This is a genomic window from Pseudomonas sp. FYR_7 (assembly GCF_043106155.1).
GTDB lineage: Bacteria > Pseudomonadota > Gammaproteobacteria > Pseudomonadales > Pseudomonadaceae > Aquipseudomonas > Aquipseudomonas parafulva_B.
Genome location: NZ_JBICMI010000024.1, coordinates 1 through 24848, shown reverse-complemented (window position 1 = coordinate 24848; position 24848 = coordinate 1). Strand labels below are relative to the sequence as shown.

The 24848-nt window shown below is 63.2% G+C and carries 23 protein-coding genes and 1 pseudogene; 6 read left to right on the top strand and 18 right to left on the bottom strand.

Annotation, left to right across the window (positions count from 1 at the left end):
- Positions 1-4: 4 nt before the first annotated feature.
- The 3 genes from ACF8R3_RS07095 to ACF8R3_RS07085 form a co-directional block, all read right to left on the bottom strand.
- Entirely contained in the window at positions 5-1102 is a 1098-nt protein-coding gene (locus ACF8R3_RS07095; RefSeq protein ID WP_058604933.1) for an amino acid ABC transporter permease, read from the bottom strand.
- 10 nt (positions 1103-1112) lie between these two features.
- Positions 1113-2291: an amino acid ABC transporter permease gene (locus ACF8R3_RS07090; protein ID WP_196135112.1), complete on the bottom strand. Its 1179-nt coding sequence runs from the start codon at positions 2289-2291 to the stop codon at positions 1113-1115.
- Positions 2292-2357: 66 nt separating this feature from the next.
- Positions 2358-3386, bottom strand: coding sequence for an amino acid ABC transporter substrate-binding protein (locus tag ACF8R3_RS07085; RefSeq protein WP_058604931.1), 1029 nt, complete (start codon positions 3384-3386; stop codon positions 2358-2360).
- Positions 3387-3717: 331 nt separating this feature from the next.
- Here ACF8R3_RS07085 and ACF8R3_RS07080 point away from each other — a divergent pair, with 331 nt between their 5' ends.
- Together ACF8R3_RS07080 and rhlB are read left to right on the top strand one after the other, a co-directional pair.
- Positions 3718-4374 carry an alpha/beta hydrolase gene (locus ACF8R3_RS07080; protein ID WP_058637175.1) on the top strand — a complete coding sequence of 219 codons (657 nt, stop codon included), beginning with the start codon at positions 3718-3720 and terminating at the stop codon, positions 4372-4374.
- A gap of 100 nt (positions 4375-4474) precedes the next feature.
- Positions 4475-5923 carry an ATP-dependent RNA helicase RhlB gene (rhlB, locus tag ACF8R3_RS07075; protein ID WP_392515340.1) on the top strand — a complete coding sequence of 483 codons (1449 nt, stop codon included), beginning with the start codon at positions 4475-4477 and terminating at the stop codon, positions 5921-5923.
- Positions 5924-6052: 129 nt separating this feature from the next.
- On the opposite strand, the gene moaE is transcribed toward rhlB, so the two are convergent.
- From moaE to ACF8R3_RS07050, 5 genes are all read right to left on the bottom strand, one after another.
- The gene (gene moaE / locus ACF8R3_RS07070; protein WP_058604929.1) at positions 6053-6502 is read right to left on the bottom strand and encodes a molybdopterin synthase catalytic subunit MoaE; all 450 of its coding nucleotides are present in this window, start codon (positions 6500-6502) and stop codon (positions 6053-6055) included.
- Between the two features lie 2 nt (positions 6503-6504).
- Complete coding sequence (locus ACF8R3_RS07065) at positions 6505-6750, bottom strand: MoaD/ThiS family protein (RefSeq protein ID WP_058637177.1); 246 nt, start codon at positions 6748-6750, stop codon at positions 6505-6507.
- Positions 6750-7220: a cyclic pyranopterin monophosphate synthase MoaC gene (gene moaC / locus ACF8R3_RS07060; RefSeq protein WP_023534451.1), complete on the bottom strand. Its 471-nt coding sequence runs from the start codon at positions 7218-7220 to the stop codon at positions 6750-6752. The genes ACF8R3_RS07065 and moaC overlap by 1 nt, the downstream gene beginning before the upstream one ends.
- A 121-nt stretch (positions 7221-7341) precedes the next feature.
- On the bottom strand, positions 7342-8736 hold the full coding sequence (locus tag ACF8R3_RS07055; RefSeq protein WP_100850920.1) for a PhoH family protein: 1395 nt from the start codon (positions 8734-8736) through the stop codon (positions 7342-7344).
- Positions 8737-9000: 264 nt separating this feature from the next.
- Positions 9001-10143 (bottom strand): polysaccharide deacetylase family protein, encoded by a 1143-nt coding sequence (locus ACF8R3_RS07050; RefSeq protein ID WP_392515339.1) that lies wholly within the window; start codon positions 10141-10143, stop codon positions 9001-9003.
- A 136-nt stretch (positions 10144-10279) separates the two neighbouring features.
- On the opposite strand from ACF8R3_RS07050, the gene yaaA reads away from it, so the two are divergent.
- Positions 10280-11059 (top strand): peroxide stress protein YaaA, encoded by a 780-nt coding sequence (gene yaaA / locus ACF8R3_RS07045; RefSeq protein WP_058637179.1) that lies wholly within the window; start codon positions 10280-10282, stop codon positions 11057-11059.
- A gap of 21 nt (positions 11060-11080) precedes the next feature.
- On the opposite strand, the gene ACF8R3_RS07040 is transcribed toward yaaA, so the two are convergent.
- The 6 genes and pseudogenes from ACF8R3_RS07040 to ACF8R3_RS07015 all read right to left on the bottom strand — a co-directional run bounded on the left by ACF8R3_RS07040 (position 11081) and on the right by ACF8R3_RS07015 (position 16822).
- Entirely contained in the window at positions 11081-12295 is a 1215-nt protein-coding gene (locus ACF8R3_RS07040; RefSeq protein WP_392515338.1) for an efflux RND transporter periplasmic adaptor subunit, read from the bottom strand.
- Positions 12288-13712, bottom strand: a complete 1425-nt coding sequence (locus ACF8R3_RS07035; RefSeq protein ID WP_392515336.1) for a TolC family protein — start codon at positions 13710-13712, stop codon at positions 12288-12290. The genes ACF8R3_RS07040 and ACF8R3_RS07035 overlap by 8 nt, the downstream gene beginning before the upstream one ends.
- Positions 13702-14871, bottom strand: coding sequence for an ABC transporter permease (locus tag ACF8R3_RS07030; RefSeq protein WP_058604923.1), 1170 nt, complete (start codon positions 14869-14871; stop codon positions 13702-13704). Before ACF8R3_RS07030 ends, ACF8R3_RS07035 begins: the two co-directional genes overlap by 11 nt.
- A gap of 4 nt (positions 14872-14875) precedes the next feature.
- A pseudogene (locus ACF8R3_RS07025) lies at positions 14876-15529 on the bottom strand (ABC transporter ATP-binding protein); the annotation flags it as partial.
- Positions 15526-16308: a hypothetical protein gene (locus tag ACF8R3_RS07020; RefSeq protein WP_392515334.1), complete on the bottom strand. Its 783-nt coding sequence runs from the start codon at positions 16306-16308 to the stop codon at positions 15526-15528. The gene ACF8R3_RS07020 and the pseudogene ACF8R3_RS07025, both read right to left, overlap by 4 nt.
- A gap of 88 nt (positions 16309-16396) precedes the next feature.
- Positions 16397-16822: a hypothetical protein gene (locus ACF8R3_RS07015; RefSeq protein WP_392515333.1), complete on the bottom strand. Its 426-nt coding sequence runs from the start codon at positions 16820-16822 to the stop codon at positions 16397-16399.
- 575 nt (positions 16823-17397) lie between these two features.
- Between ACF8R3_RS07015 and ACF8R3_RS07010 the strand changes: the two genes are divergently transcribed.
- A complete protein-coding gene (locus ACF8R3_RS07010; protein ID WP_058604910.1) occupies positions 17398-17862 on the top strand; it encodes a hypothetical protein in 465 nt (154 codons plus the stop codon).
- Positions 17863-17949: 87 nt separating this feature from the next.
- Positions 17950-18762 carry an SDR family oxidoreductase gene (locus ACF8R3_RS07005; RefSeq protein WP_078478028.1) on the top strand — a complete coding sequence of 271 codons (813 nt, stop codon included), beginning with the start codon at positions 17950-17952 and terminating at the stop codon, positions 18760-18762.
- A gap of 21 nt (positions 18763-18783) precedes the next feature.
- Here the strand turns inward: ACF8R3_RS07005 and ACF8R3_RS07000 are convergent, their stop codons facing one another.
- The 4 genes from ACF8R3_RS07000 to ACF8R3_RS06985 all read right to left on the bottom strand — a co-directional run bounded on the left by ACF8R3_RS07000 (position 18784) and on the right by ACF8R3_RS06985 (position 23952).
- Positions 18784-20190, bottom strand: a complete 1407-nt coding sequence (locus ACF8R3_RS07000) for an efflux transporter outer membrane subunit (protein ID WP_228385182.1) — start codon at positions 20188-20190, stop codon at positions 18784-18786.
- Positions 20191-20288: 98 nt separating this feature from the next.
- Positions 20289-21362: an HlyD family secretion protein gene (locus ACF8R3_RS06995; RefSeq protein ID WP_145256500.1), complete on the bottom strand. Its 1074-nt coding sequence runs from the start codon at positions 21360-21362 to the stop codon at positions 20289-20291.
- Positions 21363-21389: 27 nt separating this feature from the next.
- Positions 21390-22931 carry an MFS transporter gene (locus ACF8R3_RS06990; protein ID WP_078478026.1) on the bottom strand — a complete coding sequence of 514 codons (1542 nt, stop codon included), beginning with the start codon at positions 22929-22931 and terminating at the stop codon, positions 21390-21392.
- Positions 22932-23046: 115 nt separating this feature from the next.
- Positions 23047-23952: a LysR family transcriptional regulator gene (locus tag ACF8R3_RS06985; RefSeq protein WP_058604906.1), complete on the bottom strand. Its 906-nt coding sequence runs from the start codon at positions 23950-23952 to the stop codon at positions 23047-23049.
- A 181-nt stretch (positions 23953-24133) separates the two neighbouring features.
- Between ACF8R3_RS06985 and ACF8R3_RS06980 the strand changes: the two genes are divergently transcribed.
- Positions 24134-24592: a universal stress protein gene (locus tag ACF8R3_RS06980; RefSeq protein ID WP_078478025.1), complete on the top strand. Its 459-nt coding sequence runs from the start codon at positions 24134-24136 to the stop codon at positions 24590-24592.
- Positions 24593-24848 lie beyond the last annotated feature (256 nt).

Below are 24848 nucleotides of genomic sequence, written 5' to 3'. Positions count from 1 at the left end.
ACTCCTAACGCTTGTGGCCAGTGTCCAGCTTGCGCTCCAGGTGCATGGAGTAGCGGGACATACCGAAACAGAAAATCCAGAAAACCAAGGCGGCGAACACATAGCCTTCGGTGGCCATGCCCAGCCAGGCCGGGTCGGCGGCAGCTTGCTTGACGCTGTTGAGCAGGTCGAACAGGCCGATGATGATCACAAGGCTGGTGTCCTTGAACAGGGCGATGAAGGTGTTGACGATGCCAGGGATAACCAGCTTGAGCGCCTGGGGCAGGATCACCAGCCCCATCGAGCGCCAGTAGCCCAGCCCCATGGCGGCGGCGGCTTCGTACTGCCCCTTGGGGATGGCTTGCAGGCCCCCACGTACCACTTCGGCGATGTACGCCGACTGGAACAGGATCACCCCGATCATGGCCCGTAGCAGCTTGTCGAAGCTCATGCCCTCGGGCAGAAACAGCGGCAGCATCACCGACGACATGAACAACACCGTGATCAGTGGCACGCCTCGCCAGAACTCGATGAAGGTTACGCACACCACTTTCACCGCCGGCATGCGCGAGCGCCGCCCCAGTGCCAGTACGATCCCCAGGGGCAAGGCCCCGACGATGCCCACGGTGGCGATCACCAGCGTCAGCATCAGGCCACCCCACTGGCTGGTCGGTACCGTCTCCAGGCCGAACAGTCCGCCGTGCAGCAGGGTGTAGGCCACCAACGGGTACAGCACCAGGAACCCCAGGCCGTAGACCGCCTTGCGCGGGAAGCTGCGGATGAACAGCGGCGCTGCGCCCAGCACCGCCAGCCATACCGTCAGGTCCACCCGCCAGCGCATCTCGGATGGGTAGTAGCCATACATGAACTGGCCGAAACGCTGCTGGATGAACACCCAGCAGGCGCCTTCCTTGGTGCAGTCGGCACGGGTGGTGCCCACCCAGTTCGCGTCGATCAACGCCCACTGCAGCAGCGGCGGCACGATCAGCCAGACCAGGTAGATGGCGAACAGGGTAAGCAGGGTGTTGAGCCAGCTGGAGAACAGGTTGGCACGCATCCAGGCGAGCACACCGACGGTCTTGACCGGAGGCGGCATGTCAGGTTTGAAAACATGAGCATTCACAGGCGTGTCCTCACCGTTCGATCAGCGCGATGCGCTTGTTGTACCAATTCATCAACAGCGAAATGCTGATGCTGATGGCCAGGTAGACGCTCATGGTGATGGCGATCACTTCGATGGCCTGGCCGGTCTGGTTGAGTACGGTGCCGGCGAACAACGAAACCATTTCCGGGTAGCCGATGCCTGCGGCCAGCGAGGAGTTCTTCGCCAGGTTCAGGTACTGGCTGGTGAGCGGTGGAATGATCACGCGCAGCGCCTGCGGGATGATTACCTTGCGCAAGGTTGGCCCTTCGCGCAGCCCTAGCGAACGCGCAGCCTCGGTCTGGCCGTGGCTGACCGAACGGATGCCCGAGCGCACGATTTCAGCGATGAACGCCGCCGTGTAGATCGTCAAGGCCAGGGTCAACGCCAGCAGTTCAGGGATCAGTACCCAGCCGCCGACAAAGTTGAAGCCCTTGAGTTGCGGCACCTCCCACTGCACGGGGCTGCCGAACAACAGCACACAGGCACTTGGGATGGCGATCATCAGCGCCAGCCCTACCCAGAACTTGTGAAACGGCTGGCCGGTTTCTTCGAAGCGCCGGTTGGCTCGGCGCACCATCAGCACGGTCGCCAGCACAGCTACCAGCAGGGCAGCCACGAAGGGCCAGAAGCCTTCTGCCATGGAGGCCCCAGGCATGTTCAGGCCGCGGTTGCTGATGAAGAACGCGTCGTCGATGTTGATGCTGCCCCGCGGCCCTGGCAGGGTCAGGAACACGGCGAAGTACCAGAACAGGATCTGCAACAGCGGCGGGATGTTGCGGAAGGTTTCCACATACACGGTAGCCAGCTTGTTGATCATCCAGTTCGGTGACAGCCTGGCGACGCCGATGATGAAGCCCAGCAGGGTGGCCAGCACCACGCCGATGAGGGTCACCAGCAAGGTGTTGAGCAGCCCGATGACGAACACCCGCGCGTAGCTGTCCGACTCCACGTAGGGAATCAGGTGCTGGGCGATGCCGAAGCCGGCACTGCGGTCAAGAAAGTCAAACCCCGAGGTGATGCCCCGGTGCTGCAGGTTGGTTTGCGTGTTGTGAAACAGGTACCAGCCCAGACCGACCACGAAGACGATGGTCAGTAGCTGGAACAGCCACGCGCGCACACGTGGATCGCTCAGGGATAAACCCTTTCGTGCGCCAATTGGATTTTGCATGAAATGCCCCGAAGAAAAGGGTAGCGGACCGCCTGCGGCGGCGGGATGCCGCCGCAGGTGCAACCATCAGCGCACAGGGGGTGCGTACTGGATGCCGCCGTTGTTCCACAAGGCATTCATGCCACGGTCGATCTTCAGGTCGGTGCTCTGGCCAAGGTTCTTCTCGAACACTTCGCCGTAGTTGCCCACTTGCTTGACGATCTGCACTACCCAGTCTTTGGGCAGCTTGAGGTCCTTGCCGTACTCGCCGTCGCCACCGAGCAGACGCGCCACGTCCGGGTTCTTGGTGCCCTTGGCCTCGGCCTCGACGTTCTTGGAGGTGATGCCGGCTTCTTCGGCATTGAGCATGGCGAACAGGGTCCACTTGACGATGCTGAACCACTCCTCGTCACCCTTGCGCACGACCGGCCCCAACGGTTCCTTGGAAATGGTTTCCGGCAGTACCACGTAGTCAGCTGGGGCAGCCAGCTTGGAACGCTGGGCGAACAGTTGAGATTTGTCCGACGTCAGCACATCGCAACGGCCAGACTCCAGGGACTTGGCGCTTTCATCCGAGGTGTCGAAGGTGATGGGAGTGTATTTCAGGCCGTTGGCGCGGAAGAAGTCCGATACGTTCAGTTCGGTCGTGGTGCCGGCCTGGATGCAGATGGTCGCGCCATCGAGCTCCTTGGCACTGGATACGCCAAGCTTCTTGTTGACCAGGAAACCTACGCCGTCGTAATAGGTGACCCCGGTGAACATCAGGCCCATGCCGGCATCGCGCGAACTGGTCCAGGTGGTGTTGCGCGACAGCACGTCGACTTCGCCCGATTGCAGCGCGGTGAAGCGTTCCTTGGCGTTGAGCTGGCTGAACTTGACCTTGGTCGCGTCCCCGAACACGGCTGCCGCCACGGCGCGGCAGACATCGGCGTCGATCCCGACGATCTTGCCTTGTGCATCCGGAACCGAGAAGCCAGGAAGACCGTCACTCACGCCACACTGGACGAAGCCCTTCTTCTTAACCGCATCGAGCGTCGCCCCGGCCTGGGCCGTACTCACAGCGCCCAGGGCAGCGGCAGCGGTCAGGACTGCCAGGGTGGTTTTCAACATCTTCATTCACAACCTCCAAATCGCTCTTGTTGTATCGAGCCGGAATTGCACCGCACCCTTTTGAGGCGCATCCGACCCGTATTGGCTTGTTATTGGGTCACTTGGCGCAATGGGCTGTTCTGTGACAGCCTTCGCGTGCAAAGGGTGTTACCGTCTCGGCCTGTCCTTTGCATCACAGATGGAAGTGCAAACCGCGTACCAGATTGCGTGGCTTGAGCGTTTAAGCACGAGTCAAGTAGGGAAAGTTGCATCGTTGCGACATTCTTTTTCCGACTCGCCGGGCGCGCGCCTTCTTTTCAAGCACGACCTCTTCCACACGCACGTTTTCGGAGCAGCCATGACCGACCCACTCATTCTCGAACCTCAAAAAGCCGCAGATGCCTGTGTGATCTGGTTGCACGGCCTGGGCGCGGACCGTTACGACTTCCTACCGGTGGCCGAATTCATGCAGCAGCATCTGCTCACGACCCGGTTCGTCATGCCCCAGGCGCCGACCCGGTCGGTGACCATCAACGGCGGCTACGCCATGCCCAGTTGGTACGACATCAAGGCCATGACGCCGGCCAGGGCCATCGACGAGGCCGAGCTCGATGCCTCGGCCGAGCAGGTCATCGCCTTGATCAAGGCCGAGCAGGCCAAGGGCATCAGCCTGTCGCGCATCTTCCTGGCCGGGTTTTCCCAAGGCGGCGCCGTGGTGCTGCACACGGCCTATATAAAGTGGCAGGAAGCCCTGGGTGGCGTGCTGGCCCTCTCCACCTATGCCCCCACCTTCGCTGACGAGCACACGCTGAGCGCGTGCCAGCAACGCACCCCGGCCCTGTGCCTGCATGGCGTGCACGACCCGGTGGTGATCCCATCGATGGGACGTACGGCCTTCGAGTACCTGAACACCTGGGGCGTCGCTGCCCGCTGGCACGAGTACCCAATGGAACATGAAGTGGTCGTCGAAGAGCTGAACGACATCCTCCAATGGCTGACCACGCAACTTCAGTAAGCCGCGCGCACGGGTCGTTCAAGGCCATTGCACTACGCCGAGCAGGGATCTTGCATTACACTGCCCGGCGTACATTCCTTAACCAATTGACGAGATGACCGTGCTCAAGGCACTCAAGAAAATATTCGGCAAGGGAGACATTGCCCCCCAGGCCACTGCGCCCGCTGCCAGCATTGCCCCGGCGCCAGCGGCCCCCCAGGCCCATGCGCCATCGGCCCCTGCCGTTGCGCGCAGCCAGCCTGCCGCCCAGGTCGAACAACCTGCCGCTACCAAGCCTGCCAGCGACAAACCGCGTCGAGAGCGCAAGCCAAAACCCAAGCCGCAGGCCAGCCTGTGGAAACCGGAGGACTTCGTGGTCGAGCCCCAGGAGGGCAAGACGCGTTTCCACGACTTCAAACTCTCCAACGAGCTAATGCACGCCATTCACGACCTGGGTTTCCCCTACTGCACGCCGATCCAGGCGCAAGTGCTGGGCTTCACGCTGCGCGGCCAGGATGCGATCGGCAGGGCCCAGACCGGTACGGGCAAGACTGCCGCGTTCCTGATCTCGATCATTTCCCAGCTGCAACAGACGCCCCCGCCCAAGGAACGCTACATGGGCGAGCCACGCGCACTGATCATCGCCCCCACCCGCGAACTGGTGGTGCAGATCGCCAAGGACGCGATCGCCTTGACCAAATACACCGGCCTGAACGTGATGAGCTTCGTCGGCGGCATGGACTTCGACAAGCAGCTCAAGGCTCTGGAAGCACGGCACTGCGACATCCTGGTGGCTACGCCCGGCCGCCTGCTGGATTTCAACCAGCGTGGCGAGGTGCACCTGGACATGGTCGAGGTGATGGTGCTGGACGAAGCCGACCGCATGCTGGACATGGGCTTCATCCCGCAGGTGCGCCAGATCATTCGCCAGACGCCGCCCAAGAGCGAGCGCCAGACGCTGCTGTTCTCGGCCACTTTTACCGATGACGTGATGAACCTGGCCAAGCAGTGGACGACCAATCCCGCCATCGTCGAGATCGAGCCCGAGAACGTGGCCAGCGAAACGGTCGAGCAGCACGTTTATGCGGTGGCTGGCAGCGACAAGTACAAGCTGCTGTACAACCTGGTGACCCAGAACAAGTGGGAACGGGTGATGGTGTTCGCCAACCGCAAGGACGAAGTACGCCGTATCGAGGAAAAACTGGTACGCGATGGTGTCAATGCCGCGCAGTTGTCCGGCGATGTACCCCAGCACAAGCGTATCCGTACCCTCGAGAACTTCCGTGAGGGGCGCATCAGGGTGCTGGTGGCGACCGATGTGGCTGGACGCGGGATCCATATCGACGGCATCAGCCATGTCATCAATTTCACCCTGCCGGAAGACCCTGACGACTACGTGCACCGGATCGGCCGTACCGGCCGGGCAGGCACCAGTGGCGTATCGATCAGCTTTGCTGGCGAAGATGATTCGTACCAGTTGCCTGCGATCGAGACGCTGCTGGGGCGCAAGATCAAGTGCGAGATGCCGCCTGAGGAGTTGCTCAAGCCGGTGCCGCGCAAGCACGCCTGATCGGGTTGGGTCGGTCAGGTCGATCTGCCCATGCTCCTGGCCGCCGGACCGGCCTCGATGGGCCGCGCAGCGGCCCTGGGCATCAGATCCCCGGGCGTTCGTGCAGCGCCCAAGGTCAATCGCTCCCCCCTATCCCCATCGCCCCGCCGCGTCCTGATCGCTCTGACGTCCTTCCACCCATCGTTCCCCTTGCCCGGTCGTTTCCTTCTTCCAGAACGGTGCCCGGGTCTTCAGGTAATCCATGATGAAGTTGCAAGCCTCGAACGAGGCCTGCCGATGGGCACTGGCCACGCCGACGAACACGATCGGCTCGCCGGGCGCCAAATGACCCACGCGGTGCAGCACCTCGACCTTCAACAACGGCCAGCGCTGCTGTGCCTCGGCCACGATCTTGGCCAGGGCCTTTTCGGTCATGCCGGGATAATGCTCGAGCACCATGCCCGCCACCTCCTGGCCGTCGTTGAAGTCCCGCACGTAGCCGATGAAACTGACCACTGCCCCGACACCCACGTTGGCCGCATGCAAGGCGTTGGTCTCAACACCCGGATCGAAAGCGCCTTCCTGTACCCGAACGGCCATGCTCAACCTCCGGTCACAGGCGGAAAGAAGGCCACTTCGTCGCCGTCTTGCACAGGCTCATCCAGCCTGCACAATTCCTCGTTGCGCGCGCACATCAGGTTTTGCTCGGCCAGCACCTGGTAAGGCTCGCCTCTACCCACCAACGCCAGGCGCACATCGTCCACTACTCTGAACGTCCCTTCGAGCGACTCGCTGCCGCGCTCCAGCCGCTCCCGGTAGCGAGCGAAATACATCACCTTGATCTTCATCAGCCTTGCACCTTGTACGGGCCGCTTTTGCCGCCCAGCTTCTCCAGCAGGCGCACTTGCTCGATGACCATGCCCTTGTCCACGGCCTTGCACATGTCATAGAGGGTCAACGCGGCTACGCTGGCCGCCGTCAGCGCTTCCATCTCCACACCGGTCTGCCCGGCCAGCTTGCACCGGGCGACGATACGCACTGCATCACTGCCCTCGGCGCTGAGCTCGACCTTGACACTGGTCAGCATCAGCGGATGACACAACGGAATCAGGTCGCTGGTCTTCTTCGCCGCCTGGATGCCGGCGATGCGCGCCACGGCGAAGACATCACCCTTGGGGTGCTCACCGTCAACGATCATCTGCAGGGTGTGCGGCAACATGCGCACGCGCGCTTCGGCCGTGGCCTCGCGCTCGGTCACGGCTTTTTCAGTGACGTCGACCATGTTGGCCCGCCCTTGGGAATCAAGATGTGTCAGCACTGCTCTGCTCCTGTGAAGGGAGCTGAGAGTGTAAACCGGTGGGTCAGGTTTGAGCAGGGGCCAGGCCGACGCATTGCGGCCCGAAGCCGCCGGGCGGTGAACCGCCCGGCGTGCGGGGCTACTACATGTGTGACTCGGCGAACTCGGCCAACACCGACCGAGGCACCCCTTGCAGGGTGATGTGCACGCCATGGGGGAAGTCCTTGAAGCGTTCGGTCAGGTAGGTCAGGCCCGAACTGGTCGCGGACAGGTACGGTGTATCGATCTGCGCCAGGTTACCCAGGCACACCACCTTCGATCCCGCGCCAGCACGGGTGATGATGGTTTTCATCTGGTGCGGCGTGAGGTTCTGGCACTCATCGATGAGGATCAGGCTCTGCTGGAAGCTGCGACCACGGATGTAGTTGAGCGATTTGAACTGCAGCGGCACACGCTCGAGAATGTACTCGACACTGCCGTGGGTGCTTTCATCGTCCATGTGCAAGGCTTCGAGGTTGTCGGTAATGGCGCCCAGCCAGGGCTCCATCTTCTCGGCCTCTGTTCCCGGCAGAAAACCGATCTCCTGGTCGAGCCCCTGCACGCTTCGGGTGGCGATGATGCGCCGGTAGCGCTTGCTGACCATGGTCTGCTCGATGGCCGCCGCCAGTGCCAGGATGGTCTTGCCCGACCCCGCCGCCCCGGTCAGGTTGACCAGGTGGATATCCGGATCGAGCAGCGCCAACAGCGCCAGGCTCTGATGAATGTCACGCGGTTTCAGGCCCCAGGCTTCCTGGTGCAGCAGCGGCTCCTGGTGCAGGTCGAGCAGCAGCAGTTCGCCCTCGCGCGTGCCCTTGATCCAGCCAACGAACCCTTGCTCATCAATGATGAACTCGTTCACGTGCACCGCTGGCAGCGGCTCGGCCAGTTGCACCCGGTGCCAGGTACGGCCACGTTCCTGACGCGTGTCGACCTTGCTGACCCGGTCCCAGAACGAGCCGGTGACTGAATGGTAGCCCTTGGACAACAGCGACACGTCGTCGACCAGCTGGTCAGTGCTGTAGTCCTCGGCGGCGATGCCGCAGGCGCGCGCCTTCAGGCGCATGTTGATGTCCTTGGTGACCAGCACCACGTCCAGGTCAGTGCGCCGTGCCCGGACTTCGAGCAGCTGATTGATGATGATGTTGTCGTTGAGGGTTTCGGGCAACAGCTTGCTCGGCTCGTTGCGCGGGGTCATGAGGATGGACAGATACCCTTTTGGCCCGCTCTTGCCACGCTGGATGGGCACCCCCTGCTCCACCACGCTAGGCGAGGCATCACCCAGCGTCTGGTCGATCAGGCGGATGGCCTGGCGGCATTCGGCAGCGATGCTTTGCTTACCGGCCTTGAGCTTGTCGAGTTCCTCCAGCACCGTCATGGGTATGGCGACGTGGTGCTCCTCGAAGTTGAGTAATGCGTTGGGGTCGTGAATCAGGACGTTGGTATCGAGCACATAGAGGATTGGCTTGCTGGAGGAAGGGGTGCGTCCTTGGTCATCCATACTCGGTCACCTTATGTCGAAGCGGCACGGCGTGGTCTGTTACGCCGCGGAGTGACTGCCGTTCTTCCCGTATCCGCGTTGTTACGGGCGGGAAGCGATCTGGCCAGGTGGACCGATGTGACGCCACCTGTGCTGCAGGAATCGGCTGTCTGGTTTCTTCATACCGCAAAAGCCATGACCGGAAAAAGCATTTTCATGCGATTGCCAACTTTATTTTTCCGATTGACGAACAGGCCTTGGCGCCAGCGCCAAGCAGGTCTACAGTCAGAAGTCAGGTTGCTGCTCGCCCTGTCCATATTCGCGACAACCCTGCCAACCAATGCCGCTTTGCGCGGTGTGCTCAAGCAGCCATTGCACCGCAGGCCTGGCCTTGGGCAAGGCGTCGTGAAACTGGATCACGCCTTTGCGCCATAGCAGCATCAAGGTCAACACACGCTCGGCTGAGGCCTGCGCACTCAAGCCCGAGTCGTCCCGCGCATCGATATCCCACAGCGAGACCTGCAACTGCTGACGTTGCATGAACGCCTGGCCGTCGGCCCGTCGCTGGCCATACGGTGGGCGAAACAGCGGCACATACTGCTCGGGCAGGTCTGCCCGCACCCGTGCCTGGCTGCGGCTGATCGAGGCCTGCCAATCCGTCCACTGCGCATGGGACCGGTATTCCCACCCCTGAATGCCTACGCACTGGCCAGCATACAAGCGCCGCAGGGCCGCCAGCGACTCGCCGTCGCGACGTTGCTGCAAACGGCTGCCGAGCACGAAGAACGTCCCGTCGAGTTTCTGCTTGCGCAAGTAGGCAGTCAGCTCGTCGGTGGTGCCTGCCGCCGCGCCCGGCCCACCGGCAAAGGTGAGCAGAAACAGCCGGTCATTGAGTTCATCCCCGTTGCGCTCGGCTGCAGACAGCCGCTGTACTTCGCTGCTGGTCTGGGGCAACAACGCCGCCTTGCGCAGTTGCTCGTTCAGGTACTGCTCATGAAATTGCCGGCTGGGCTCGATCCAGCCGGTGTAGAACTCACCCACATCGGTAGCGAAGGTCGCAGCTTGCAAGCGCAGTTCGGCCATCGACGTCACCGCATAGCAAAAGGACGCATCTTGCTCGCAACTGCGTTGCGCCTGTTGATAACCCTGCCAAAGACGCTGCCACAGCCGCGCCCGCACCTGCCTGATCTTCTGCAAGTTGACCTGCCGCAGGCCCAATCGGGCTGCCAGGGCGTTCTCGTCGAGCAGCTCGTTCTCGTGCAGTACCCGGGCGAACGAGAGGATTTCGGCCCGCGACGCCACATCGAACAGCGCAGGGCTGTCCAGTTGCTCGGGCCACAGGCCACGGTCCAGGCTGGCCAGCGTGGAAGGGGCGGCTTGCACGGCCAGGCTCAACAGGCCAGTCAGCAGGGCTGAAACGACGCGCACGGTCAGGGCTCCGTTCAAGGAAAACAGGCACTATAGCCGCTGCATCGGCCATGGGCGTTGACTATTGTCGCCATAGTTTGGACTTGCCTCGTCCAACCCTTAGAATCCCCGCTCTTTGATGCCAGGAGCAGATCCGATGCTGACGGTGATTTCCCCCGCCAAGACCCTCGACTACGACACCCCACCGGTGACCGAGCGCTTCACCCTGCCCCGCCACCTCGACCATTCCCAGGAACTGATCGAGCAGCTGCGAGAAATGAGCCCGGCGCAGATCAGCGAACTGATGCACCTGTCCGACAAGCTCGCGGGCCTGAACGCCGCGCGTTTCGGCAGCTGGACACCCACGTTCACGCCAGAGAACGCCAAGCAGGCCCTGCTGGCCTTCAAAGGTGACGTCTACACCGGCCTGGACGCCCAGACCTTGGGTGAAGACGACCTCAGCTACGCCCAGGATCACCTGCGCATGCTCTCCGGCCTCTACGGCCTGCTGCGCCCGCTGGACCTGATGCAGCCCTACCGCCTGGAAATGGGCACCAAGCTGGCCAACGCCCGCGGCAAGGACCTTTACGCGTTCTGGGGCACGCGTATCAGCGAGTGGCTCAACGAGGCCCTGGCCGAACAGGGCGATGATCTGCTGCTGAACCTGGCCAGCAACGAATATTTCAGCGCGGTCAAGCGCAGCGCCCTGAAGGCCCGAGTGATCAATGTGGACTTCAAGGACCTGAAAAACGGCCAGCACAAGATCATCAGCTTCTACGCCAAGAAGGCGCGCGGCATGATGAGCCGCTTCGTCATCGAAGAGCGCATCAGTGACCCAACGCAGCTCAAGCAGTTCGACGTGCAGGGGTATTACTACAGCGCCGAGCAGTCGAAGGTCGATCACCTGGTGTTCTTGCGCGATCAGCCCGAAGCATAGGGCGCCGAGCGCGGCGGGGCATCAGGGTAACCTGACGTACCCTGCCCCCAGCCCTGACACCTCGACCCCCTGCGGCCCTATGCCGTCCACGCTGACGGTCACCTCGCTCGGCGCTTGGCCAGGGTCCTCACGAAACCACACAACGTGCTCACCTGCGCTGCTGCGCTGCAGCGCCTCTGGCGGAATGACCAGCGCCTGGGCCTTGCTCGTGATACGTATGTCCACCTGCGCGCTCATGCCCAGGCGCAAGCTAGAGCGGGCTGGCTCGGCGGGCAGCTCGAGTTCGGCCACCACTTCATACCAGGCCCCTGCGCCATCCAGCGTCCTGGGTTGCTGAGCGATGGGACCTAGTTTGCCTTCAAGGTGCTGCCCGGCCACGGTGACTCGCACATGCTGCCCTTGCTGTACGTTGGGCAAGTCCTGCTCCTCGACTGTTGCCAGCACCTGCAATCGGTCCAGGCCGATGAGCTCGAGCACTGGCACGCCGCGCGCGACGTGTTGGCCAGCCTGCAAGGGCACGACCTGATTGACGCCTGCGGTCTTGGCAGGGACGACAAGGCCGCTCAAAGGCGCATTGACGGTGCGTTGCCCATGCAGCGCGAGCAGCGCATGGTACTGAGCTTCAGCGTTCAGCAGCTCCATACGGGCAATCTGAAGGGCGTCGCCTTGACCCTGTGCAAGGATCTGCTCCAACGCCTGCTCGGCCTCAAGCAGCGCCTGCGCATGCATGCCGACCAGCTGGATCAGGCTACGAACTTCCATACCCGCGACGATACCGCGCTCGAAAAGGCGCCGGTTTTCCTCCAGGTCCAGCTGACTTGTGGACAGCGCATTGCGGGCGCTGCTCAGGTTTCGTTTCGCCCTGGCCACCTCGGGACCGGTGGTCCAGTGCTCCAGTGCGTCCGCGTAGCGGCGGGCTTTCAACCAGGCCGCCTGAGCCATGCGCAATTCGATGTCGAGCTGTTCGGTATCGAGGGTGAACAGTGGATCACCCGCGCCTACCTGCTGCCCGGGCTGTGCCAAAACCGCTGCCACCCGTCCCTCGAAGGGCGCATTCACCGTCACCTGACGCGCAGCCTGGAGGCGACCGACCAAGCCCAGTCGTTGCTCGAGCGTTTGCGGCTCGATGCGCACCCATCGCGCCGTCTCAGGCTGCACCGAGCGGCCCCCCTGATACCACGCGCCGAATTCGACGCTCAGCACTAGCAGCAGCAGACCGTTGCGCCAGTTAGTCATGGAGTACAACCCCCCAGCGCTCGAGGGTCGTGCCCAGCAGTTGGTCAAGGCTTGTCTGACCATTGAGATAGGCGATAGCCGCATCCAGACGCGCATGCTGAGCATAGCGAAGGTCACTTTCAAAGCTCAGGACCTCGAAGTTGCTTGAGCGGCCGAGCGACAGTTTTTCCTGCTCGATCGCAAGCTTGCAGCGGGATAACGCCAGCGCCCGGCCGGCGATCTGCAACTGCCGCCATCGCCCCTGAATATCCTTCACGGCGTTGAAGATTTCGCGTTGCAGCTGTTGGTCGGTTTCGGCCTGCTCCAGAGCATGTTCTTGCAGCGCAACCTGCGTGCGCACCTGAGCTTGTCGTACCTGAAGGTCACCGATGGGGATCGCCAGCTCCAGCCCGACGTAATGCCGCCAGCTGGCCTGCAGGCCGGGCCTTTCGTGGGCCTGCGCGGCGCCGGCAACCAGCGACAGGTCCCAGCGCTGCTGGTCCTTGGCCAACAGCAGATCCACGGCAAGCTGCTCGCCTGTGAGCTGCTGCATGAGGTAGGCCGGTTGCAGAGCCTTGGCCCGGGCGAGCGCACGGGTAGCGTCAAGGTGGACCTGGCGTGGCTCGATCTCATCCACGGCCAGCAGTGGCGTGCTCAAGTCAATGGCCAAGGTCTGGGCCAGTGCCAGGCGACTTTCTTCCAGTTGCCGGTGACTGTTCTCCCGGGCCAACTCCTGGTTGGCCACTTCCGCTTGCGTCTGAACAATGTCGAACGCTGCCATGCGGCCGGTTTCGATGAGCGCCCGGTTCACGTCGACCAAACGCCGGGCACGCTGCAAGGCCTGGTCGGCGATCTTTTGCTGCTCCTGGGCACGGAGCAAGGCTCGATAAAGCAGGATGACCTGACTGATGGTCTGCCCCACGGTTTCGCGCAAGGCCAATCGGTTGAGCTGCTCCGACAGTTGCGCCTGACGCAAGGGGGCGGTGGCGACGTCCACGCCAGCGCCCCGCAGCAAGGGCTGGACCACGGTCAGGTTCGCTCCGTCCCGTTGGCGGGGCCGTTGGCCCTCAATCTCGATGCGGTCATAAGACCAGTCAAGGTCCAGGCGTGTACCGAAGGGGGTCAGCAGGCTGGCGGCAGGCACGAGCTGCACATCGCGCTGGCGGTCGTTCTGATCGCGGTGACGCAGGTAGCGCGCCTTGAGCAGCAACTGCGGGGCGTATCGGTCGCGCGCCACGCGCAGGTCGAACCTGTCCGCCACACGCTTGAGGTGGGCGCTTCGAATGGCACGGTTTTCACGCAATGCCAAGGCCACGGCTTCATCGAGTTGAAGCGGCACTGGATCGGTCCGGGCCAGGGCCAACGCGCTGACCGCATCTGCCCGGGCTGCGATGGGAATGGACAACACCCAGGCCAGCGCCAGCCAACTAGTCTTCACGCAGCGCCTCCACCGGCTGCAACCTTGCTGCCGCAACCGCTGGGTATACCCCGCAGGCAACCCCTACGGTCACTGAACTGACCATGCCAAGCGGCACCGCGGCCAGGGCCAGCCCAGTAGGCCACCCGGACAGCAGGGCAAAAATCCAGGCGGCCAGTACGCCGATCAAGGCCCCGCCAACCGCCCCTGTGCCTGACAGCAACATGGCTTCGAGCAGAAATGACCAGCCGATATCCTGTGCCCGCGCGCCCAATGCAAGGCGAATACCGATTTCTCGGCGTCGTTCGGCCACCGTCATGAGCATGATGTTCATCACCCCGATGCCGCCCAGCAACAAGGCGATGCCGGCAAACCCGGCCAATAGCCACGTGAGCATTTGCGATTGAGCGGTCATGCCTGCCAACAGTTGACTGGGCAACCTGACGAGCACCTGGTGGCGCGGCAACTGCATCTGCAGGTAAGCGGACAGGTGATCGGCTGCCAACGCCAGGGACTGCACGTCGCGCCCCAGTGCCAGCACCAGGCTCACCTCCGGCGTCGGCGTCAATCGGCGCATGCCTGCCAATGGCATCCACACGGCCTGGTCGAGCATGACCGGCAACAGCGGGTTGTCACCGGTCGAGACCAACAGGCCAACGACGTCATACACGTAACCGCCTATCTGCAACCGATCGCCCGTCTTGGCGTCCAGCTGCCTGGCCAGGATGCTGCCCAGCACCACGTGGGGTGCCTTGTCGTCATGCGCCGACAGCAAGCGACCTTCGTCCACGTCCAGCTTCAACAACCTGGCAAGGCCAGCGCCGCTGCCGATTATCATCGCCTCCTGCTGCAGGCCAGCACGGCGAATGCTGGCCGCAGCCACGCTGATCGCGACGGCCGCCCGTACGGACGCCGGCATGGCGGTCAGATCAGGTTCGGCTTTCGAGCCTGCCGTGCCCTCGCGCTGCAGTTCAGCGACCATCAGCTCACTGCCAAGGCCCTCATACAGCTGCTGCGCATGCTGCGCTGCGCTTTGCCCCATGTTCAGCAACGCCACCACCGACGCGCAGCCGACGCCGATACCCAGCAAGGCCAGCCAGGCACGACGCCCCATCAACCGCACGTTGTCCAATGCCTCGCTCAGACGTTGCTGCCAGCCAGGGCCGTAGGGCTCGTGCATCGGTCAGCCTGCCTTGATCGACGCGCACACGCCGCTGCAGTCTGTGCGCCACTTTGGCGTCATGGGTGACCACCAGCAAAGTCGTGCCCCTCTCCCGGTTGAGCGTCAGCAGCAGTTGCAGGACCTGCTCACCGGTCTGGGCGTCAAGACTCCCGGTGGGCTCATCGGCCACCAGCAGGTTCGGCTCGGTGACCAACGCACGCGCGATCGCCACACGTTGGCGCTGACCACCGGACATCTCGACGGGCCGCTTGCCAGCCTGACTGGCAAGGCCAACGGCACGCAATTGCACCTCGGCGAGCTGGCGGGCAACGGGCAAGCGCAGCCCTCGATACGACAGCGGCAACGCCACGTTGTCCAGGGCGCATAACCGCGGCAGCAGGTTGAAACTCTGGAAGACGAAGCCAATCAGGCGGTTACGCATCACGGCGCGCTGGTCGGCGCTGGCCCCTGTCATGTCGGTACCACCGATCCATACCTGGCCTGCGCAAGGGCGGTCCAGCAGCCCGATCAGGTTCAGCAACGTGCTCTTGCCCGAACCGGACGGGCCGATGACAGCGCACGTCTGCCCGCTGGGGATCAGCAGGTCGATGCCGTGAAGCACCGGCACGTCACCCTGAAAACGGCTGACATTGCACAGCTGTACGGCGGGCATCATGCGGGCTTGCCTGGTTCGTCAGGGCCTTCGAGCGGCGGGTGATCTTTTTTTGCCTGTTCTTCAAGCTTGCGGGCGGTTTTCAGGAGGGTGTCGATCAGAGAATCGGGATCATCGCTGCGAGGGGGGTCGGTTTTGCCTATCATCAGGGTCATGTTGACTTCGTAATTGCCGAAACCTGCTTCCAGAATGGGCGGCAGCGACTTGTAAGTTGCAATAATTTCCCTGATCGCCTCATCTTGATACCCCGTCTGCTGATATTCAGCGTTTGCTTTATCCACCATCGCTCGGGACCATACTTCATAGCGCTTGCCTAACTCTCTGCTTGCGGCGAGGCGCTCGTTGTGGGTGAAATCGCCGCCTTCGTCGTAACCAATCAAAGCGAGCTGTTCAATTGTCAGTTTCTGGAAAGGATTACTCCCCTTTCCGTTCAGAAAATCCGTGGCTTGCCTTGCCCTTGCCAATAACTCGGGATCATCCGTGTCTGGGACATGTGCGTCGTGAAGAGGCTTGGTAAGCCTATATGCACTTCCGCCTAGCTCCATCTGTATCTTGGATGCCAAAACAGCCAGCTCTTGCCGACTAAGCTGACTGTCGCGCGCAGCCGCCCGCTGAGCGGCACTTGCAAGTTGTTTGGACAACGTAGAAAGATCAAGGGAGGCTTGGCGAGTTGCACCTGAGGTTGCCGCGGCCTCTTGATTCGGGACTGCTGAATGGGTATGGACGCGCGTAGAAGCGACCGCACGGAGTGGAGCAACAGAAAACTCACCAACTTTTGACATGACCAATCACTCACTATTTTGAAGTTCCACGCACAGCCCAAATGCCCGCAGTGCTGTGACGCCAAGCACTGCAGGCATTTTTAGCCGCTTACTTCATGGTGAATTCAGCCTTCCAGGCATAGTTCGCGCTGAATCCAGAGTTCACAGCCGTGCACGTGGCCCCACCGGAAGGGGTCGCGGTCTTGTTCCATTTAGGCTGTTTGATGCCACCGGACATCATCATCACGAACGTAGTGCTGAAAGCACAGGTTTTACGCCCTGCCGCATACCTCAACATGGCGCCGTTGGTATCGGGGCTCACCAATCGTTGCACGCTAAAGGTAATCGACGAGCCAGGCTGTACCTCCTGAAGTGGTGTGGGCCTGGCAATCTGATACGTACTGGTCTCGTTCGCATTGGTCAGCTGGAGCTTCACCGACTCGGTTCCGAGGTTTCTGAACGTCACTTCAACGGGCGGCCCCGCAAGGGCTGGGGCCGCTGCCAGCATGACTGCGGTGGCAGAGAGGATTTGCATGCAGTTCTTCATCGTTTCAAGCCTCGTCTCTTCCATGTGGTTAGGGATCAGAAGCCTGCGTGGGCCGGCCACGCATTGACTGCGACGATCCTTCGTTCACAGCCGCCAATCACGACGTCTGGCCATGTTGGCGGCCCGGCGCTGAAAAACCTTAGGAACTGAAGGGTCTTCAAGCGTTACGAGATGTAGCGAGAAAACGTGGAGCCCAGCTGTGTGAGCCCGTTTATTGACCTCAAGAAATAAACACCGGGCCGAAAGACTTCAGCTTGCCATCATCACCTGGGGCATTTTCTTCATTTTTCCCCTCCCGGCCCCCATGCTGGCATATGAGCGTCCCGAAATATTTGCGTCCTGTGTATACCGAGCCCAAACCGACACGTGCCGAGCCAGGATGCCTTGCTGCCCGAAGGTGTGGCGCGGGTGCCGCAGTTCGTAGATTAAGCCAGTGCGCTGCGGCACTTGACTCCCATCTCACCTTCCTTGATCCACAGCCGGCCAGCCCCTGCCCTTTTGAGCCTTCCCCCATTTCACGCTACGATGCTTCAACCCTCGCGCAACCAAGGTCTGCAAGGCTCATGATCATCGGCGCTCTCCTTATCCTCACCTGGCTGGTGCTGTTGCTGCGCTACCCTGCCAAGGCCTTGCCGATTTCGCTGGCCGCCGTGGGTGGTCTGGGCCTGGTGGCCTTGTTCGTCATCTGGCAGGACACTCGCGAAACCTCGCAACTGGCCCGCTTGGACATGCGCCTTGCCTATGCCCCCACCCAATGCCCCGCCGACCGCCCCTTGCAGGTCACCCTGAAGAACGGCAACAAGGTGCCGCTCACCGAGCTGCGCTGGCGTGTGGCGGCCTATGCGCCAGGCGACACAGTCAACCTGGCAGAAAATACCTACAATGCACCGCGCTACCGTGGGCCTGGCGAATTGCAGCCGGGCGCGCAGTGGTCCGATTGCCTGCCATTGCCTGCGCTGCGCTCGGGCTACCGTGCACAGACGTTGGAATTCAGGGCCGAGCACCTGCAAGGCAGCTTTGCCAACTGACTCCTTGTCGACGCCCAACGGCTGGCGACCGGTTGGCGACTCGGCGCAGACCCGCTGCCCCTCCACACAGACCCAAAGGCCTTCTGCATGTCGACAGTCCTGATCACCGGTTGCTCCAGCGGCATTGGCCGCGCCCTGGCCGATGCGTTTCGCGATGCCGGCCATCAGGTCTGGGCCACCGCCCGCCAGGCTGAAGATGTGGCGCGCCTGGCCGCTGCGGGCTTCGTTGCCCGGCAACTGGATGTCAACGACCCACACGCCCTGGCCCTGCTCGCGCAGGAACTCGAGGCACTGGACATCCTGATCAACAACGCCGGCTACGGCGCCATGGGGCCGCTGCTCGATGGCGGGGTCGACGCCCTGCAGCGCCAGTTCCAGACAAACGTGTTCGCGCTGGTCGGCGTGACACGCGCGCTGTTCCCCCAGCTGCGTCGCGCCCAAGGCCTGGTGGTGAACATCGGCAGTGTCTCCGGCGTGCTGGTCACGCCGTTCGCCGGCGCCTACTGCGCCTCCAAGGCTGCCGTGAAGGCCCTGAGCGACGCCCTGCGCCTGGAACTGGCGCCGTTCGGCATCCGCGTGATGGAGGTGCAGCCTGGGGCCATCGCCTCGCAGTTCGCCAGCCACGCTCAGCAGCAGGCGCAGCAGGTGCTGGCGCCGCAATCGCCGTGGTGGCCACTGCGTGAACACATCCAAGCCCGGGCCCGCGCCTCGCTCGACAGGCCGACACCGACGGCGACCTTTGCCCAAGGCGTGCTGAAAGCGACCCAGCGTTCGCCAGTGCCGGCACGGGTGCGGCTGGGCAATGGCAGCACGGCCCTGCCGCTGATGGCCCGCCTGGTGCCGCAGCGTTTACTGGACAAGGTGCTGCGCAAACGGTTTGGCTTGTCACGAACGTTGTAGGCCGGTCACGAGCCTACGCCTTCAGACCTTGTCGAATGCCTGCCACCCACCGCCGAGCGCTTTGTACAGCCCCACGAGCGCCTGGGATACCGCGGCAGCGCTGTCGATCCACTGCTCTTCGCTGGCTAGCAAGGCCGACTGCACGGTCAGTACATTGAGAAAATCCACCGCGCCTTCCACGTATTGACGCTGGGCCGTTTCCAGGGCGATGCGGTTCTGGCGCACGGCTTCGGCGAGGCGATCGCGACGCAGCTGGCTGGCGTTGTACAGGCGCAGCACATCATCGATTTCATGCCAGGCCCCCAGCACCACCTTGCGGTAGTTCAGGGCCGCTTCCTGCTGCTGCGCCTGGCGCAGGGCCAAGGTGCCCTTGAGGCGACCGCCTTCGAAAATCGGCAGCGACAGCTGCGGCCCGAAGGCGAAGCGGCGAGCATCCCAAGCACCGAAGTCAGCCAGCTGCATGGCCTGGAAACCCACGTTGCCAGACAGCCGGATACGTGGATAAAAATCAGCCTTGGCCACGCCGATGCTGGCCGTGGCAGCATGCAGGCGCGCCTGGGCCTGGCGAATGTCCGGACGACGCTCGGCCAGCTCCGACGGCACGCCGATGGCGAACGTCTGCTGCGGGGCGGGCAGCTCACCGGCTTGCAGCAAGCTGCCCTGCAGGCTGCGTGGGGGCTCGGCCGCCAGCAGGCTCAAGGCATTGATCAGATCGTCACGGCGCGCCTGCAAAGTGGGCAGGCGCGACTCGATCAAGGCGACCTGGGCGTTGGCCTGGGCCACGTCGAGCCGGGTGGCCACGCCTTCGGCCTGACGGTCTTCGGACAACTTCAGGCTGTGCCGCGCGACCTTGAGGTTGTCCTCGGTCACCTGCAACGTATGCTGCACCGCGCGCAGCTGGATGTAATCACCGGCCGTTTCGGCGAGCAGGGCCAGCAGGACGCCGTTTCGGTCGTTCTCGGCCACCTCGACACTGGCGTCGGCTGCTTCGACCTGACGCCGCACACGTCCCCAGACATCCAGCTCCCAACCTGCTACCAAGTCACCCTGCCACAGGTTGAAAGCCGATTTGCCCGCGTTGCCGGAGGGGTCGCTGAGCCCTTCGGCGCTGTTGCGGGCACGGCTGTAGCCGGCATTGGCGTCCACCGACGGCTGCTGGTCGGCGGCCACGGTGCTGCGCAGCGCACGGCTTTGCAGCAAGCGGGCACTGGCGATCTGCAGATCAAGGTTGCGCGCGGCGACCTGTTCGATCAGTGCGCTGAGCCGTGGGTCGTGAAAGCTGTCCCACCAGCGCAACTGCATGGGCTCGGCCACAGGTTGGCTGGGCGCGTGCTCACCCTCCAATTGGTCCCACTGCTGGGGCGCGTGGGTATCGGGCTGCTGGAAGTCAGGGCCAAGGGTACAGCCCGTGAGCAGTGCAGCGAGCATTATGGCCGCAGGGGCCTTGCCCCCCAAACGCGTGATGGGCCGCGATGAACGGGCTGCCTGTGGGCCGGCGGGTGCAGGGCTCTGCGCGTAGGTGATGTTCATCGGGCCGTCACCTCGCTACCGGCCAGCTTATCGCCTTGGGTATCGCTGGTCGTGTCGATGATCGCTTCGACCGACATGCCCACACGCAAGCGCGTCAACAACGGCTGCCCGTCATCGAAGACGATCTTCACCGGGATGCGCTGCACCACCTTGGTGAAATTGCCGGTGGCGTTGTCCGGCTTCACCGCGGCGAACGTCACCCCCGTGGCCGGAGCGATGCTTTCGACGTGCCCATGGAGTCGTTCATCGGCAAAGGTATCGACGCTGATGCTGACCGGCTGACCGGGCTGCACGTGGGTCAATTGGGTTTCCTGGAAGTTGCCTACCACATAGGCCTGCTGCAGGGGCACCACCGACAACAGCCGCGCCCCGGGGTTGACATAGGCCCCGATGCGCAACGCGCGTTCACCGACCATACCGTCCACCGGCGCCGTGATGCGGGTATAGGAGAGGTCCAGCCGGGCCTTTTCCACCCCGGCTTCGGCGCGCTTGAGCTGGCCATCGGCGCTGGCGACCTGAGCGGCGAGGATGTCCACCTGCTTGCGCGCAGCTACCGAAGCTGCACGGGCATTGGCCAGGCGAGCACGGGCCTGATCCACGGCGCTGCGTGCCTGCTGGGCGTTTTGCACGGTACCGGCGCCCTGCTCGGCCAGGCGTCCGTAGCGGCGAACTTCATGATCGGCGAACGCCGCCTCGGCCTCGGCGGCTTTCACCGCTGCCTGGGCCTGAGCAATCAGCGCGTCCTGGCGGTCGAGGGTGGCACGGGCATCGGTGCTCTGGGCCTGGGCCACTAGCAGCTGCGCCTGGGCAGCGTCCAGGGCAGCCTGGTAGTCGCGGGCATCGATGGTGGCCAGCAGTTGGCCGGCCTTGACTTGCTGGTTGTCCTCGACCAGCACCTGGGTGATGAAGCCGGCGACCTTGGGCGCGACCACGGTGTAGTCGGCGGTCACGTAGGCGTCGTTGGTGCTCTGCCGGTGGTCGCTGCCCAGCAGCCAGGGACCGACGAGGGCGGCCAGCACGGCCACGGTCAGCACAGCGCCGATGAACAGGGTTTTACGGTGGGTGGTCATTTGGCGTTTCTCGAATTCAGACAGGGGTCAGGCCACCGCACGCGGTGGATAAACCCGGGTGGGCATGACAGGAATCAGGCAGATCAGGGCTACGGCGATTACGGCCAGGACCAGGTAGAGGTCGGCCGAGGTCAGTACCAGCGCCTGGTCATGGATGCGCCTGGCAAGGCTGGCAGCGTGGTCGTCCAGCAACGGGGCATTGCCCAGGCTGTCGACCAGGTGATTGGAATGGAAATGCCGGCGCAGCGTGCCCAATGCATCGAGCAGCCCGCCAGCCACGACGGCGGACAAGCCCTTGACGGTGTTGAACCAGGCCGAGGCGAAGGGGCCTTCCTGGGGGCTCATGCCCGTGGTCGAGAGCATCAGCAACGGCAGCACCGCCATCGGCTGGCCGAACACCTGCAACAGGTAGAACGGGTAGAAGTCGGTGCGAATCCACTGGCTGGTGAGCAGGCTGCTGCCGATGCAGGAGGCGGCCAGCATCCCCAGGCCGATGCCCAGCACCCAGCGACAGTCGACTGCGCGGATATTGCAAAGCGCGGCGGTCAGCGGCAGGGCGATCAGTTGTGGCATGGCCACCAGCAACATCAGCGGGCTGGTCTGGGCGGGCCGGTAGCCCTGGAGCTGTGCCAGGTAGGCGGACGGCAAACTACCCACACCCGAGAGGACGATGAGCACGCCCGCGACGGTCAACAGGGCAAAGGCCAGGTTACGCCGGCCCAGCAAGCGCAGCTGGAAAAACGGCAAGGGCTCGGACCACTCGTTGAACATGAACAGCACCAACAACAGCAGTCCACCGCCCAGCAGCCAGCAGATCAACGGCGAATCGAACCAGCCCCAGCGATCACCCAAAGACAACCCCAGCACGATACCGCAGATCGCCGGTAACCCAAGCAGCACACCACGCCAGTCGAACTGCCTGAAACGCTCCAGGCGCAATGGGTCCTGCGGCAGCCCCCACGCCACGCAGCCACCGGCCACCAGCGACGGCAGGATGATCTGCCAGAACGCCCAGCGCCAGCCGACGTATTCGGTCCACAAGCCGGCCAACGGCGTACCCAGGTTGGGGCCGAAGGTGGCAGTCAAGGCATAGCACGCCAGGCCGTAGACCTTGATGCCAGGGGGCAGGAAGCGCAGCGCCACGCTCATCAGCATCGGCGGCAGTGCCCCCGAGGCAAGCCCTTGCAGCACCCGCAGCAGCATCAGGCTGTGCAGGTTGGGGGCGAAGGGTTGCAGCAGACCCAGCACTGCGAAGGCACCGATGGCTGCCAGGGTGAAGCGCCGCAGGGAAAAGGTGGTCGCCAACCAGGGCGAGAAGGCCATTGCCGAGACGGAGGCTGCGCTGTACACCGCCAGGAGCCAGGCCCCCTCATCGGCACCGATAGCCATGGCCCCGCGGATATCGGCCAGGGAAATCTTGGTCACGGACTCGTTGAGGCCCGCACACAGCACCGCCAGCAACACGCCGAACAGCCCGACCACCACCTGCAGGCCGAACGCGCCCTGTGCAGGGGCGGTCGATGCAGGCGTGGCAGCCAGCCCGCTAGCAGGGGCAGAAACGGCATTCATTTAGAGACATCTCCAGCAACACTTTTACGACTGGAGCGATTTTAGGCAGGGTAAATGCTGACGAAAACTGAATTATTGGCAGTTTTATATTGCGCCAAACGCAACGATGGCCTGTTCAGGGATCGCTTCGGGTACACGCCTTGATCGTCTGACGCAGCCACTGGTGGGCCGGGTCGTTGTCGAAACGTGGGTGCCAGGCCTGCATCACGTTCACTTTTTCAAGCGGTACGGGAATCTCGAAGGCGCGCAGGGGCAGCTTCAGGCGCTGGACACTGTTCAGGATGTTGGCCGGAATCGGCAGGATCAGGTCCGAATCGGGTAACGAGAACATCGCCGAGTGAAAGCTGGTGGTGATCAGCGCCACCCGGCGCTCCACCCGATGGTTGGCCAGGGCCACATCGATCGGACCGTTGGCACGGCCGCGACGCGACACGCTGATCTGTGGGAACGCGGCGAAGCGTTGTGGGGTGATGTCCTGGTCGAAGACCGGATGTTCCATGCGCGCCAAGCCGACGAAATAGGTGCTGAACAAACTCTGCACCTTGATCTCCGGCCCCAGCTCCACGGAGGAGCTGACGATCAGGTCGATGTGGCCGTTGCGCAACATGGCATCGTCGTCACTGCTGCCTTCGGGCACGAAACGCAACACGGTATTGGGCGCGTCGGCCAGCATCATGCGCAGCAGCTTGGCCCCGTAGAGGGCGATGAACAAATCGTTGGTACGCACGTTGAAGGCACGGTGCAGCTTGGACAGGTCGACGCCTTCACGGCTGCGAAACACCTGCCCGGCCTGCTCAACCAGGCCATGCACCTGCTCGCGCAGGGCCAGGGCCCGTGGCGTTGGCACCAGCCCGCGACCGGCGCGCACCAGGATGGGGTCGCCCATGGCCTCGCGGATGCGCCCCAGCGTGCGGCTCATGGCGGCTGGGCTGAGGTTCATGCGTTGTGCCGCGCCTACCACGCTGCCTTCATCGAGCAGCACGTCGAGGGCGACCAGCAGGTTCATGTCAGGGAGTTGCATGGCCGTTTTCCGAGACGACGTTGGGAAACGGCGATGTTAGCAGGTTGCTCGATTGCGCCCGACGCAATGTGCTCGTGCGTGGCAGGGCCTTTATTCGCAGTCCAGGTGAGGTCGAGAATGGCAGCAGCAGGTTCGGCCCCATGCCGGAAGACGAGCCACCACTCACGATAAAGGATCCCGCATGCCCAGCCCCGTGCTCATTGCCATCGACGCCTCCCCTGCCACTCAAGCGCTGCTCGCCCTGGCCCGCCGCTGGTGTCGCCCTGAAGACCATACCTTGCATGTACTGCTGGCCATCGATGCCACCTTTGCCGTGCACGAACAACCGGCGCCCTACACGGCCGACGAACAAGCGCAGTACCCTGCCGCGTGCGAGGAACAGCAACAGGCCGATCATGCCCTGGGCGAGGCGGTCCGTGCCTTGCAGCAGGCAGGCTTCGCCTGCCAGGGCTGCATGGTGGCCGGTCAGCCTGTGGAGGTCATCGTGGCCAGGGCCCAGGCACTGGAATGTGAACTGATCATCATGGGGCACCGTCATCTGTCGCGGCTGGGGCGACTGCTGGACCCCTCGATCAGTGCCAAGGTGATCGATCAGGCCCAGGTGCCGGTGCTGGTCGGGGCGGCTGAACGTAGCGCTTGAGAAGCTGAACATCAGGTAAATGCGGGACCTGTAGGAGCGGTCTTGTACCGCGATGGGTCGCGCAGCGGCCCCAGGAATATTTGCTGCGAAGCTGAAATCTTGGGGCCGCTGCGCGGCCCATCGCGGCACGAGACCGCTCCTACCCGGAAATCGACTAGCCTCCAAAGGTGGCACTAGGCAGTTGCTTTTGCAAAGTCCAGGGCCCGCTATCTCAGTCGATACAGGGCCAAGGAGCAGGCTTGCCGGGGCCGTGCTG

Bases quoted from the DNA above. Each gene is read 5' to 3' on its own strand.
- ACF8R3_RS07085 (WP_058604931.1), bottom strand. From the start codon at position 3,386: ATGAAGATGTTGAAAACCACCCTGGCAGTCCTGACCGCTGCCGCTGCC.
- ACF8R3_RS07090 (WP_196135112.1), bottom strand. From the start codon at position 2,291: ATGCAAAATCCAATTGGCGCACGAAAGGGTTTATCCCTGAGCGATCCA.
- ACF8R3_RS07080 (WP_058637175.1), top strand. From the start codon at position 3,718: ATGACCGACCCACTCATTCTCGAACCTCAAAAAGCCGCAGATGCCTGT.
- ACF8R3_RS07005 (WP_078478028.1), top strand. From the start codon at position 17,950: ATGTCGACAGTCCTGATCACCGGTTGCTCCAGCGGCATTGGCCGCGCC.
- ACF8R3_RS07000 (WP_228385182.1), bottom strand. From the start codon at position 20,190: ATGCTCGCTGCACTGCTCACGGGCTGTACCCTTGGCCCTGACTTCCAG.
- ACF8R3_RS07040 (WP_392515338.1), bottom strand. From the start codon at position 12,295: ATGACTAACTGGCGCAACGGTCTGCTGCTGCTAGTGCTGAGCGTCGAA.
- ACF8R3_RS07020 (WP_392515334.1), bottom strand. From the start codon at position 16,308: ATGTCAAAAGTTGGTGAGTTTTCTGTTGCTCCACTCCGTGCGGTCGCT.
- ACF8R3_RS07030 (WP_058604923.1), bottom strand. From the start codon at position 14,871: ATGCACGAGCCCTACGGCCCTGGCTGGCAGCAACGTCTGAGCGAGGCA.
- ACF8R3_RS07055 (WP_100850920.1), bottom strand. From the start codon at position 8,736: ATGGATGACCAAGGACGCACCCCTTCCTCCAGCAAGCCAATCCTCTAT.
- ACF8R3_RS07015 (WP_392515333.1), bottom strand. From the start codon at position 16,822: ATGCAAATCCTCTCTGCCACCGCAGTCATGCTGGCAGCGGCCCCAGCC.
- moaE (WP_058604929.1), bottom strand. From the start codon at position 6,502: ATGGCCGTTCGGGTACAGGAAGGCGCTTTCGATCCGGGTGTTGAGACC.
- ACF8R3_RS07010 (WP_058604910.1), top strand. From the start codon at position 17,398: ATGATCATCGGCGCTCTCCTTATCCTCACCTGGCTGGTGCTGTTGCTG.
- ACF8R3_RS07065 (WP_058637177.1), bottom strand. From the start codon at position 6,750: ATGAAGATCAAGGTGATGTATTTCGCTCGCTACCGGGAGCGGCTGGAG.
- ACF8R3_RS06990 (WP_078478026.1), bottom strand. From the start codon at position 22,931: ATGAATGCCGTTTCTGCCCCTGCTAGCGGGCTGGCTGCCACGCCTGCA.
- ACF8R3_RS06995 (WP_145256500.1), bottom strand. From the start codon at position 21,362: ATGACCACCCACCGTAAAACCCTGTTCATCGGCGCTGTGCTGACCGTG.
- ACF8R3_RS06980 (WP_078478025.1), top strand. From the start codon at position 24,134: ATGCCCAGCCCCGTGCTCATTGCCATCGACGCCTCCCCTGCCACTCAA.
- yaaA (WP_058637179.1), top strand. From the start codon at position 10,280: ATGCTGACGGTGATTTCCCCCGCCAAGACCCTCGACTACGACACCCCA.
- ACF8R3_RS06985 (WP_058604906.1), bottom strand. From the start codon at position 23,952: ATGCAACTCCCTGACATGAACCTGCTGGTCGCCCTCGACGTGCTGCTC.